The 12460-nt window shown below is 61.4% G+C and carries 14 protein-coding genes; all 14 read right to left on the bottom strand.

Annotation, left to right across the window (positions count from 1 at the left end; translation table 11 throughout):
- Positions 1 to 11 precede the first annotated feature (11 nt).
- A complete protein-coding gene (flhA, locus tag PFZ56_RS14175) occupies positions 12 to 2141 on the bottom strand; it encodes a flagellar biosynthesis protein FlhA (protein WP_102864010.1) in 2130 nt (709 codons plus the stop codon).
- A 282-nt stretch (positions 2142 to 2423) separates the two neighbouring features.
- Positions 2424 to 3599: a flagellar biosynthesis protein FlhB gene (gene flhB, locus PFZ56_RS14170; RefSeq protein ID WP_110595161.1), complete on the bottom strand. Its 1176-nt coding sequence runs from the start codon at positions 3597 to 3599 to the stop codon at positions 2424 to 2426.
- A gap of 3 nt (positions 3600 to 3602) precedes the next feature.
- Entirely contained in the window at positions 3603 to 4385 is a 783-nt protein-coding gene (fliR, locus tag PFZ56_RS14165) for a flagellar biosynthetic protein FliR (protein WP_102878865.1), read from the bottom strand.
- Between the two features lie 4 nt (positions 4386 to 4389).
- On the bottom strand, positions 4390 to 4659 hold the full coding sequence (gene fliQ, locus PFZ56_RS14160) for a flagellar biosynthesis protein FliQ (protein WP_102864013.1): 270 nt from the start codon (positions 4657 to 4659) through the stop codon (positions 4390 to 4392).
- Between the two features lie 24 nt (positions 4660 to 4683).
- A complete protein-coding gene (gene fliP / locus PFZ56_RS14155; RefSeq protein ID WP_102864014.1) occupies positions 4684 to 5433 on the bottom strand; it encodes a flagellar type III secretion system pore protein FliP in 750 nt (249 codons plus the stop codon).
- The gene (gene fliO, locus PFZ56_RS14150) at positions 5433 to 5873 is read right to left on the bottom strand and encodes a flagellar biosynthetic protein FliO (RefSeq protein ID WP_102878864.1); all 441 of its coding nucleotides are present in this window, start codon (positions 5871 to 5873) and stop codon (positions 5433 to 5435) included. Before fliO ends, fliP begins: the two co-directional genes overlap by 1 nt.
- Positions 5874 to 6335, bottom strand: coding sequence for a flagellar motor switch protein FliN (gene fliN / locus PFZ56_RS14145; RefSeq protein WP_102864016.1), 462 nt, complete (start codon positions 6333 to 6335; stop codon positions 5874 to 5876).
- Positions 6336 to 6390: 55 nt separating this feature from the next.
- Entirely contained in the window at positions 6391 to 7359 is a 969-nt protein-coding gene (gene fliM, locus PFZ56_RS14140; protein ID WP_011059984.1) for a flagellar motor switch protein FliM, read from the bottom strand.
- Positions 7360 to 7368: 9 nt separating this feature from the next.
- Positions 7369 to 7869 carry a flagellar basal body-associated protein FliL gene (gene fliL, locus PFZ56_RS14135; RefSeq protein ID WP_102864017.1) on the bottom strand — a complete coding sequence of 167 codons (501 nt, stop codon included), beginning with the start codon at positions 7867 to 7869 and terminating at the stop codon, positions 7369 to 7371.
- Between the two features lie 155 nt (positions 7870 to 8024).
- Entirely contained in the window at positions 8025 to 9428 is a 1404-nt protein-coding gene (locus PFZ56_RS14130; protein ID WP_110652163.1) for a flagellar hook-length control protein FliK, read from the bottom strand.
- Between the two features lie 98 nt (positions 9429 to 9526).
- Positions 9527 to 9871 (bottom strand): Hpt domain-containing protein, encoded by a 345-nt coding sequence (locus tag PFZ56_RS14125; protein ID WP_102864019.1) that lies wholly within the window; start codon positions 9869 to 9871, stop codon positions 9527 to 9529.
- A 30-nt stretch (positions 9872 to 9901) separates the two neighbouring features.
- Positions 9902 to 11608, bottom strand: coding sequence for a fused response regulator/phosphatase (locus tag PFZ56_RS14120; RefSeq protein ID WP_110595159.1), 1707 nt, complete (start codon positions 11606 to 11608; stop codon positions 9902 to 9904).
- A gap of 5 nt (positions 11609 to 11613) precedes the next feature.
- On the bottom strand, positions 11614 to 11919 hold the full coding sequence (locus tag PFZ56_RS14115; RefSeq protein WP_011059979.1) for an STAS domain-containing protein: 306 nt from the start codon (positions 11917 to 11919) through the stop codon (positions 11614 to 11616).
- Between the two features lie 87 nt (positions 11920 to 12006).
- Complete coding sequence (gene fliJ / locus PFZ56_RS14110) at positions 12007 to 12456, bottom strand: flagellar export protein FliJ (protein WP_102864021.1); 450 nt, start codon at positions 12454 to 12456, stop codon at positions 12007 to 12009.
- Between the last annotated feature and the right edge of the window lie 4 nt (positions 12457 to 12460).

Genomic DNA, 12460 nt, shown 5'->3' with positions numbered 1-12460 from the left:
AACCCACTACCTCAGCCGTTGGGCCCTACTGTCGCAACGATGGTCACTTGCTTGTTGTCGGGAATTTCCTGGTACGCCAGCACATGCAACCCGGGAACGGCGAGACGCCCGAACCGCGAGAGCATGGCGCGGACCGGACCCGCTACCAACAGAATCACCGGTTGACCTTGCATCTCTTGACGCTGCGCCGCTTCGATCAGCGAACGTTGCAGCTTTTCAGCCATGCTTGGCTCCAGCAGAACGCCTTCTTCCTGGCCTTGTCCTGCCTTCTGCAAACTGCTGAGCAAAATTTGTTCCAACCTTGGCTCCAAGGTAATCACAGGCAGCTCAGACTCAGTACCTACAATGCTTTGGACGATGGCGCGAGACAAGCCGACCCGAACCGCGGCAACCAAAGCGGCAGTATCTTGACTCTTGGCGGCATTGTTGGCGATCGCCTCGGCAATGCTGCGGATGTCCCGTACCGGCACCTGTTCGGCCAGCAGCGCCTGCAACACCTTGAGCAACTGCGACAACGACAGCACACCCGGCACCAACTCCTCGGCCAGCTTCGGCGAACTCTTGGCCAGCACTTGCAGCAGCTGCTGCACCTCCTCGTGACCAATCAGCTCGCTGGAGTGCTTGTACAGAATCTGGTTCAAGTGGGTGGCGACCACGGTACTGGCGTCCACTACGGTGTAGCCCAGGGACTGCGCCTGAGGCCGCTGGCTGATTTCGATCCACACCGCCTCCAGGCCAAAGGCCGGGTCACGGGCCGAGATACCGTTGAGGGTGCCGTAGACCTGCCCGGGGTTGATCGCCAGTTCGCGATCCGGATAGATCTCGGCCTCCGCCAGGATCACCCCCATCAGGGTCAGGCGATAGGCACTGGGGGCCAGGTCCAGGTTGTCACGGATATGCACAGTGGGCATAAGGAAGCCCAGGTCCTGGGACAGCTTCTTGCGCACACCCTTGATCCGCGCCAGCAGTTGCCCGCCCTGGTTGCGATCCACCAAAGGAATCAGGCGGTAGCCAACTTCCAGGCCGATCATGTCGATCGGAGTCACATCGTCCCAACCCAGCTCCTTGGTCTCCATGGCCCGAGCCGGAGAAGGCAGCAAGTCTTGCTGACGCTGGACTTCTTCCTGAGCCTTGACCTTGACCAGGTTCTGCTTTCTCCAGAGCAGATAAGCCGCACCACCGGCCACTGCCGCCAGGCTGAGGAAGGAGAAGTGCGGCATGCCCGGCACCAGCCCCATCACCGCCATCAGGCCCGCAGCCACTGCCAGCGCCTTGGGCGAAGCGAACATCTGCCGGTTGATCTGCTTGCCCATGTCTTCGGAACCCGAAGCACGAGTCACCATGATGGCGGCCGCGGTGGACAGCAGCAGCGATGGCAACTGCGCCACCAAACCGTCACCGATGGTCAGCAAGGCATAGACCTTGCCGGCGTCGGCAAAGGTCATGTTGTGCTGGAAGATACCGACCGCCATGCCGCCGATCAGGTTGATGAAGAGGATCAGCAGGCCGGCGATGGCGTCGCCGCGAACGAATTTGCTGGCACCGTCCATGGAGCCGTAGAACTCGGCCTCCTGGGCCACTTCCAGACGGCGCAGCTTGGCCTGATTCTGATCGATCAGGCCGGCGTTGAGGTCAGCGTCGATGGCCATCTGTTTGCCGGGCATGGCATCCAGGGTGAAGCGCGCGCTCACCTCGGAGATCCGTCCGGCACCCTTGGTCACCACCACGAAGTTGATGATCATGAGGATCGCGAAGACCACGATACCCACGACATAGTTACCGCCGATCACCACCTCACCGAAGGCCTGGATCACCTTACCGGCGGCGGCATGGCCTTCCTGACCGTGGAGCATCACCACCCGGGTCGAGGCCACGTTGAGTGCCAACCGCAGCAAGGTGGCTACCAGCAGAATGGTGGGGAACACCGCGAAATCCAGTGGTCGCAGGGCGTACACACAGACCAGCAGGACTACGATCGACAGGGCAATGTTGAAGGTGAAGAACACATCCAGCAGGAACGCCGGCACTGGCAGCATCATCATGGCCAGCATGACCAACAGCAGCACAGGTACACCCAGGTTGCCTCGACCGAGGTCAACCAGGTTACTGCGAGCCGTGTTGATTAACTGAGAGCGATCCACCGATTTACCCCGTTCCGTAAAGCAAACTTTTGACGCCTGAAGCGGCTCGGGGCTGCTACTGCAAGAAGCCTTCCAACTTTGCCAAAGCGGCGCAATCCCATCCTTGACCAGGAAGAACCGGGCTACCGGCGAACAAGATCGCGGGACCACCATTGTCGGCTAGCGAAGCGCCCTGGGTCAGCTGCAAGAAACAAGGTTACAAGGCGAAATAATGGCCATTAGCCATTTTTCTGACGAAAGCAGGACGCACTCGTTGGCAAGCCAGGCCCTGCATGCCTGCAGCTACACAGGCTCGATGGGGCCGCCCGAGGATTGCTTGCCGCCAGTGTCGCGCCGCAGATCCGCCGGAATCGGCAAGTCCTTGAGCGGGTCCGGACGCTTGCCCTTGCCCGCGCGGTGCTGGCGGATCTGATAGACGTAGGCCAGGACCTGGGCCACCGCCAGGTACAGGCCCGCAGGGATTTCTTCTTCAAGCTCAGTGGAGTAATAGATGGAACGCGCCAAAGCCGGCGACTCCAGCAGCATCACTTCATGGGCCACGGCAATCTCGCGGATTTTCAGGGCCAAGAAATCACTGCCCTTGGCCAGCAACACCGGAGCCCCACCCTTCTCGGCGTCATACTTGAGGGCAACGGCGTAGTGAGTCGGGTTGGTGATCACCACGTCAGCCTCGGGGATTGCCGCCATCATCCGCCGCTGAGACATCTCGCGCTGGGTCTGGCGAATCCGCTGCTTGACCTCAGGACGACCTTCCTGGTCCTTGTGCTCGTCACGCACCTCCTGCTTGGTCATCAACAACTTCTTATGGGCCTGGTAAATCTGCACCGGCACATCCACCGCCGCGATCAGGATCAGCCCGCACGCCATCCACAACGTGCTCCAGCCCACCACCTGGACGCTGTGGATGATCGCCAGTTCAAGCGGTTCGTGGGCAATGCGCAGCAGATCATCAATGTCCGCCGACAGCACCGAAAGCGCCACGAACAGCACCAGGCCGAATTTGGCCAGGGCCTTGAGCAGCTCGATCAACGCATTGGTGGAAAACATCCGCTTAAGACCACTAGCCGGATTCATCCGACTGAACTTGGGCGCCAGACTCTTGCCCGCGAACAACCAGCCCCCGAGGGAAATCGGCCCGATGATGGCCGCCAGCAGCAAGGTCAGCAGCACCGGCTGCACCGCCAGGATGGCGATCTTGCCCGAGTGCAGCAGGTACTGCCCCATGGCTCCCGGGCTGAGCAGCACCTCCCGGGGCAAGGAGAAATTCAGACGCATGATTTCCAGCAGGTCCTGGGCCAGACCACCGCCATACACCAGCAGGCCGCCCGCCCCTGCCAACATGACGGCCAGGGTATTGAGCTCCTTGGAACGGGCAATTTCACCCTTTTCCCGGGAGTCCTTCTTGCGTTTCTCCGTGGGGTCTTCTGTCTTGTCCTGACCGCTCTCGCTTTCTGCCATGGCTCAACGCGCCTTTGCCAGTTCGCGTAAAAACTGCAAGGCCTCGGAGGCCAGCGGTTGATACTGATTGAGAATGTCAGCCAGGCTGACCCAGACAATGCCCATGCCGAGCACCAGCGTCAGGGGAAAGCCGATGGAGAAGATATTCAATTGCGGGGCGGCTCGGGTCATCACGCCAAAGGCGATGTTGACCACCAGCAGCGCGGTGATCGCCGGCAGTACCAGCAACAGCGCAGCCCCCATGACCCAACCGAGCTTGCCCGCCAGCTCCCAGTAGTGGTTGACCATCAGGCCACCGCCCACTGGCAGGGTGGTGAAGCTTTCGGTAAGGACTTCAAAGACCACCAGATGGCCGTTCATGGCCAGGAACAGCAGGGTCACCAGCATGGTGAAAAACTGCCCGATCACCGCCACCGAGACGCCGTTGGTAGGGTCGACCATGGAAGCGAAGCCCATGCCCATCTGGATCGCCACGATCTGCCCGGCGATCACAAAGGACTGGAAGAACAGCTGCAGGGAAAACCCCAGCACCGCACCGATCAGAATCTGCTCGGCAATCAGCAGCAGGCCGCTGAGATCCAAGGCACGCACTTCGGGCATGGGCGGCAGGCCCGGGACTATGACCACGGTAATCGCCAGGGCGAAATACAAACGCACGCGACGCGGCACCAGAGTGGTACCGAATATCGGCATCACCATCAGCAGCGAGGTGACCCGGAACAACGGCAACATGAAGCTCGCCACCCAGGTACTGATCTGAGTGTCGGTCAGCGCCAACAGGGACATCGGCTCAGCCGATCAGCTGAGGAATACTGCCGTACAACTGACGGATGTATTCCATGAAGGTTTGCACCAGCCAGGGACCGGCGACAATCAGGGTCACCAGCATCACCAGCAAGCGCGGCAGAAAGCTCAGGGTCTGTTCGTTGATCTGGGTGGCCGCCTGGAACATGGCCACCATCAAGCCCACCAGCAGGCTGGGCACCACCAGCACTGCCACCATCAGGGTGGTCAGCCAGAGGGCTTCGCGAAACAGGTCTACCGCGACTTCAGGAGTCATTGTCGAGCACCCGCAAACAAGGTTTTAAACACCACCGAAACTGCCCGCCAAGGTGCCGATGATCAGGGCCCAGCCATCCACCAGGACAAACAGCATGATCTTGAACGGCAAGGAAATGATCAGCGGTGACAGCATCATCATGCCCATGGCCATCAGCACACTGGCCACCACCAGGTCGATGATCAGGAACGGGATAAAGATCATGAAGCCGATCTGGAAGGCCGTCTTGAGCTCCGAGGTGACGAAGGCCGGCACCAGGATGGTCAGCGGTGCCTGGTCGGGGCTGGCAATGTCGGTGCGCTTGGACAGGCGCATGAACAACTCCAGGTCACTGCTGCGAGTCTGCGCCAGCATAAAGTCCTTGATCGGCACCTGGGCCTTGGCCACCGCCTCCTGGGACGTGAGTTTTTCCGCCAGGTAAGGCTGCAAGGCATCCTGGTTCACCCGGTCGAACACCGGAGCCATGATGAACATGGTGAGGAACAGCGCCATGCCGGTGAGGATCTGGTTGGACGGCGTCTGCTGCAGACCCAGGGCCTGACGCAGGATCGAGAAAACGATGATGATCCGGGTGAAGCTGGTCATCAGCATGACGAACGCCGGGATGAAACTCAGCGCGGTCATGATCAGCAGGATCTGCAGGCTGACCGAGTATTCCTGCTGACCGTCGGCATTGGTGCCCAGGGTAATCGCCGGGATCGACAACGGGTCGGCCGCCAGCGCCAGCGGCGCCACCAACATCAGTGCCAACGTCAAGATGATGCGCAACGGCATTACTTCTTATCCTTATGATCCTTGCCCAACAGCTCCATCAGGCGCTGGGCAAACTCGGGCGTCGCCTGCTCGGCACTGGGCACCTGCACCGGTTCTTTGAGTACATGCAGCGGGGTGATGGTGCCCGGGGTCAGGCCCAGCAGAATCTGCTCGCTGCCCACTTGCACCAGCACCAGGCGATCGCGCGGCCCCAGGGCCCGGGAGCCGATCAACTCGATCACCTGCCCCTTCCCGGCGGGACCGGCCTGCTGCACCCGGCGCAGCAGCCAGGCGAGGAAGAAAATCAGCCCGATCACCAGCAGCAGGCCCAGCACCAGCTGGGTCAACTGCCCACTGACGCTGCCCACTGCCGGGGCTGCAGCCGCAGCTGTCGCTGCCGACTCTGCAGCCAGGGCGCCCAGGGGCAAACCGAGCACGACCACGCCAAGCAGCTTGTTCACTTAGCGCAGCTTCTTGATGCGTTCGCTGGGGCTGATCACGTCAGTCAGGCGAATACCGAACTTCTCGTTGACCACCACCACCTCGCCATGGGCGATCAGGGTGCCGTTGACCAGCACATCCAGCGGCTCGCCGGCCAGGCGATCAAGCTCGATCACCGACCCCTGGTTGAGCTGCAGCAGGTTGCGGATGTTGATGTCGGTGCTGCCCACTTCCATCGAGATCGATACCGGGATATCGAGAATCACGTCCAGGTTGGGACCGTCGAGCGTGACCGGCTCATGACTCTTGGGCATGCTGCCGAACTCTTCCATCTGCAAACGCCCGGAGCCGGACGCGGCGCCTGCATCGGCGGCCAGCAAGGCGTCGATATCGGCCTGGCCGGCATCACCGGTTTCTTCCAGTGCAGCAGCCCATTCATCGGCCAGTGCCTGGTCGTCCTGGGAGTTAATTTCGTCAGCCATCTTGGGTCCTCGACGGGCAAAAATTCATTGAACAGCAAACAGGTTGGAGCGCCGCTCAACGGCGCTCGATCGGCTCGATCACTTGCAGCGCCAGGTTGCCCTTGTGGGAACCCAGCTTGACCTTGAACGACGGTACGCCGTTGGCACGCATGATCATGTCTTCCGGCAGTTCCACCGGGATCACATCGCCCGGCTGCATGTGCAGGATGTCCCGCAGGCGCAACTGACGACGGGCCACGGTGGCGCTCAGCGGCACTGCCACATCCAGCACGTCCTCGCGCAGTGCCTTGCTCCAGCGCTCGTCCTGGTCATCCAGGTCAGACTGGAAGCCGGCGTCGAGCATTTCGCGGATTGGCTCGATCATCGAGTACGGCATGGTCACGTGCAGGTCGCCGCCACCGCCATCGAGTTCGATGTGGAAGGTCGACACCACGATGGCTTCGCTGGGGCCGACGATGTTGGCCATGGCCGGGTTCACTTCCGAGTTTATGTACTCGAAGTTGACCGGCATGATCGCCTGCCAGGCTTCCTTCAGATCGACGAAGGCCTGCTCCAGCACCATGCGCACCACCCGCAGCTCGGTAGGCGTGAATTCACGCCCTTCGATCTTCGCGTGGCGGCCGTCGCCGCCGAAGAAGTTGTCCACCAGTTTGAACACCAGCTTGGCGTCGAGAATGAACAGCGCCGTGCCACGCAGCGGCTTGATCTTCACCAGGTTGAGGCTGGTGGGCACATACAGCGAGTGCACGTACTCACCAAACTTCATAACCTGCACGCCACCTACCGCCACATCGGCGGAACGACGCAGCATGTTGAACATGCTGATCCGGGTATAGCGGGCGAAACGCTCGTTGATCATTTCCAGGGTCGGCATGCGTCCGCGGACGATGCGATCCTGGCTGGTCAGGTCGTAGCTTTTGACACTGCCGGGCTCGGCAGCGTGTTCGGTCTGTACCAGACCGTCGTCGACGCCATGGAGCAGCGCATCGATCTCATCCTGGGACAGCAGGTCCTGCACGGCCATGTCGTGTTCCTACTGCAGTACGAAGTTAGTAAAGAGCAACTGCTCGACCACCACTTTGCCCACCTCTTTCTGCGCCACTTCCTGGACGCTGGCAGTGGCCTTCTGGCGGAGCATTTCCTGGCCAACCGGAGTCGCCAGGGTGTCGAAACTCTGTCCTGAGAACAGCATCACCAGGTTGTTGCGGATCACCGGCATGTGCACTTTCAGCGCATCCAGGTCGGCCTGGTTGCGCGCCAGCAGGGTAATGCTCACCTGCATATAGCGCTGACGACCGTTCTGCGTGAAGTTGACGACGAAGGCCGGGGCCATGGGCTCGTAGATCGCTGCCGGCTTGACGTTGCTGGCGGTTTCCGCAACCGGCGCAGGCTTGCTCTGAGCACTGTGCATGAAGTACCAGGTGGCGCCGACCGACAAGCCGATGGCCAGCAACAACGCCAGAACAATCAAGAGGATAAGCTTGAGTTTGCTTTTCCCTGCGGTGGGTTTTTCTGCTGCTTCGCTCTTCGCCATGCCAATAATCCGTCACTATTCGGGGGTTCACAGTCGCACGGCAAGGCAAGAGCAAGTGTTATGCCAGATTTGTCCGAAATGGGGGGATAAGCAGCGGGGAAGGAGAAGCAAGGGGCATGGCGAGCTCTCTCGGCCACGCCCCCTCTGTCACTCAATCAGGCGTAATAGTCCACAGCGCTGGTGCCAATCACGGTCTGCACCGGGGCAGCCACTTCAGCCACGCCATGGGGCAACTCTTCGTCGCCACCGTCCAGGCGCGTGCCACTGGTGCTGGAACCACTCCTGCGGTTCTGCTCCTGCTGCGCCTGTTCCTGACCCTGCCAGCCGCGAGACTGGTCGGAAACGTTGACGTCCACCTGCCCCAACCCCTGCTGGCTGAACATGTCTCGCATACGGTGCATCTGCCCTTCCAGGGCCTCACGGACACCGGCATGGGCACTCATGAAGGTCACCTGGGTCTGCTGATCAGGAATCATGTGTACGCGAATATCCAGGCGTCCCAGCTCCGCAGGTTGCAACTGAATGTCCGCCGACCTGAGGTTGGCGCTGGACAGGTACATCACCCGATTGACCACTTCATCGGTCCAACCGCTCTGGTGCATGGCCAGCGGCTGGTTGACCGGCACCGCATTGGCGGTCTTCGGCGTCGCGGCCTGAGTCAGGGCCGCCAGACGATTGGCGAAATCATCCACCCGGGTATCGCTGGAAGCCCCCTTGAGGTCTTTCAGGCCGTCGGCAATCAGGCCAGTGAAGGCCTTTTCGCCGCCCTGCTCGGTGCTGTTCTTGCTAGTGTGCTGCTCAAGCATGCCGGCCATGCCATTGGCGAAGTTCTGCACCGACGTCAACTGACCGTCGGCATCGGCATTCGCAGGTGCAGCCTTGGGCTGAGACTGACTGGAAGCCGAGACATGCCCGCCTTGCTCCATGGCCAGACGCAGCGCTGGCAAGGCATCCAGCGGATCAGCCTCAGGATCGAAGGCCTCCTTGGGCGGCTCCGCCACAGGCGCCACCGTCGCCACTACCGCTGCCACCACCCCAGCGGGCGGCGCCACGGGCACTTCCACCTGAGGTTGCGCAGCCACTACCGGCGGCGGCACTTCAGCAACCTGGGGTTGCGGCTGGATCGCCGGCAACAGACTCGGGTCCACCGGCGCCGGATCCACCGAGGCGTCGGCCTGCGTGGTATCGGCCGGCTTGCTGTCATCACTGGCGGCAGTGGCGGGCTTGCTGTCGCTGCTCACCGGCTTATCGGCAGGCAAGGTTTTGCCGCTATCGGCAACCGCCGGCTGCGGCGCGGCAGACTGATCGCTGGCAACATCCTTCTTCGGACTGTTGTCGACGCTCTTGTCCCGTACGGGCTTGGGCGAGTTGTCGGCGAGGGCCGGCGACTTGTTCTGCGGCTTGCTCTGAGACTCCTTGGCATAGAGCTGCGCGAAGCTGGACGCCTTGTCCCCAGGCTCGGCAACGCTTGCCAGAGGGCTGGCAGGGGCCGCTTGAGTCTTGGACTTAGCGTTGGCCTGAGCTGTGGCCTGAAGAAGCGAATTAGGGGTAACAGCCATGGGACAGTCTCCGCTGCACGGGGATCAAAGGTACAGTTCAGAGACTTGACTGCAAAGGTCGAGCCAGCTTTATCAACCTGCTGACAAAAGGTCGTTTCTCAGCAGTGGAAGCGCTGCAATTCCTGCTCGCACAAGCGCCGGACAATGGCGAACTCGCCATCGATCTCCCCCACCAGCTGGCGAATGCCATCAACGGCAGACTGTCCGGCCCGCACCTCAAGCTCATGACAGAGCTCAGCCAGGCGGATCGCCCCCATATTGCTGCTACTGCCCTTGAGACTGTGGGCGGTCGCCACTAGCTGCAGAGCATCCTCGGACTTGCGCAACAGCCGCACTCGTTCCTCGGAGTCGCAGACGAAAGTGTCCAGCAGGACGGGGTATTCATCCTCCATGACTTCCTGCAATGCGTTGAGCACCGTGTGGTCCAGATGTATCTCAGCCACTTGTTCACTCCTTGATCAAGAACCCCAGGATTATGCCAGAGCCTCCCAGGAAAACTCCACGCAGACACTGCGCCCATCGTCCGCCCACACCGCCTGGCGGCTCATCTGTCGGATCAGGCTCACGCCGCGCCCCGACAAGCGCTCGGTATCGTTGGGCCGAGCCAGGATCGCCGCGACATCGAACCCCTCGCCACTGTCTTCGATCCGCACTATCAGGCGCCCTCCCGTCTCCAGGGGCTGCACCTGCAAATGCACCCGCACAAAGCCATCCTCTAGCTCCGCCAGCCTCACGGATCGCTCGCGGTAATAGCGGCTGAAGCCCTCGGCATCCCGTTTAAGCCGGGAGTCGAGCTTGAGCACACCGTGCTCCAAGGCATTGGAATAGAGTTCGGCCAGCACGCTGTACAGAGCCCCGCTCTGGGAGCGCAGGCCGTGCACCTCCAGCAACAACTGCAACAGATACGGCAAAGGATTGAAGCGCTTGAGGGTAGCGGCGCGGAACTCGAAGCTCACCGACCAATCCAGCGGACAGGACTGGCCGCTGTCGGAGTACACCGGGGCCGGCGGCGCCAGCCTGGGAAATTCTGGCAAGCCGACTTCGACCATGCTCACATCGTCCCGGGCACTGCCACCAAAGTCCTCCAGGGCCTGCTGAATCTCCTCGAACAGTCGCTCCTGCTCGCGGTTGGCGGCAAACACCCGGTGCAACCGCTCCACACCAAACAACTCATCGGCGGTGTTGCAGGTGTCGATCACCCCGTCGGACAGCAGGAATACCCGATCCCCCGGCGCCATGGGGAACACTTCAGTGCGATCTTCGAAAGCCTCGGCACTCAGCACCCCGAGGGGCAGATGTCGCGCCACCAGGGGCGTACGCGCACTGCCGGCATGACGATACAGATACCCCTCGGGCATGCCGCCATTCCACACCTCCACTGACCGTCGCTGGTTACTCAGGCACAGCAGGGTCGCACAACAGAACATATCCACCGGCAGGATGCGCTTGAGCTTGGCATTCATCTCCCGCAGGGTTTCCGGCAGTCCGTAACCCTTGGCGGTCATGCCATAAAACACCTCGGCCAGGGGCATGGCCCCAACCGCCGCTGGCAAGCCATGACCGGTGAAGTCCCCCAACAGCACATGCATGTCACCCGCCGGGGTGTAGGCCGCCAGCAGCAAATCGCCATTGAACAGCGCGTAAGGCGACTGCAGGTAGCGGATGTTCGGCGCATCCAGGCAACCGGAATGGGCGACCTTGTCGAACACCGCCTTGGCCACCCGCTGCTCGTTGAGCAAGTAATCGTGGTGACGAGTGATCTGGTCCCGCTGCGCCAGCACGGTTTCCTGCAGGCGCCGCAAACGGTCCATGGCGTTGATCTTGGCCCCCAGAATCACCGGGTTATAGGGCTTGGCCAGAAAGTCGTCGCCACCTGCCTCCAGACAGCGAGCCAGCGCCTCCCCTTCGCTCAGGGAGGTGAGGAAGATGATCGGCACCAGGGTCTCGCCCGCCAGGGTCTTGATCCGTCGCGCGGCCTCAAAGCCGTCCATCACCGGCATCATCGCGTCCATCAGCACTATGTGCGGACGCCGCTGCTCGAACAACGCCAGGGCCTCGGCCCCATTACTGGCCGCCAGCACCTGATGCCCCTGGCGCCGGATAATGCCAGACAGCAGCAAGCGGTCCGCCGCGCCATCTTCGGCGATCAGCACACACAGGGGCTCGGTCATCGAGCGCATACCGCTCAACTGATGTCGAAAAGCTTGTCGAAATTGGAGATGGCAAGGATCTTGCGCACATCCGAGTTGCTGTTGATCACCCGGACATCGGCATTGTCGCCACCGGCGTGATCACGCAACAGCAACAGCATGCCCAGGGCCGAGCTGTCGAGGTAGGTGGCTTCCTTGAGGTCCACCACGATGGACTCTGGCGTCCGGTTCAGGCGCTCATAGGATTCACGAAACTCCTGGTGGCGTCCAAAATCGAAGCGCCCCCTGATGGAAATCGTGAGTTTTTGTCCGTCCGGGGATATTTCTGTAACGACCGACATGTGACTGCTTCCTTGTCATTGACGACGTTTAAAAGGTTTAGCACCCACTGACCCGGCGAACAACCTGCAGACGAAAAATGAGCGCTCTCAATAAGGGTTCTGACGGGGCAGACGCTGGGAAAGTTCATCCAGCAGCTTCTGTTCGCGCTTGTCCTCAAGCGCTCGAGCCTCATCAATGTAACGCTGCACCAGCTTGCGCAGCCCTTCCACCCGGGCATAAGCCTGCTGCCAGGCCTCGCGCGCGCGATCGAGGTTGTTCTGATGCCAGGCAAGGCTTTGCCGCTGCTGGGCCACGGCGGTATCCAGCTGACTGAGAAAATACTGGTAGTTCATCAACCAGTGACCACTGACGCCGAGCTTGCCGCGCTCGACCCACTGTTCCTGGTAGTCGCCACGAAAACGCTCCAGGTCCCCGAGCTTGCTCTGGGCCACACGCACCTGGCCGTGAAAGTACTCCAGACGCTGGGCAGCGGTACGCTCGGCGTTTTCCGCCATGTCCACCACCGGCGCCAGACGCGCCGCACGGCTGTCGGCCATGGCC

Origin of the sequence: Pseudomonas danubii (assembly GCF_042980055.1) — a bacterium.
GTDB classification, from domain to species: domain Bacteria; phylum Pseudomonadota; class Gammaproteobacteria; order Pseudomonadales; family Pseudomonadaceae; genus Aquipseudomonas; species Aquipseudomonas danubii.
The sequence above is the reverse complement of the archived record's forward strand: the minus strand, read 5'-3'. Positions and strand labels throughout refer to the sequence as shown.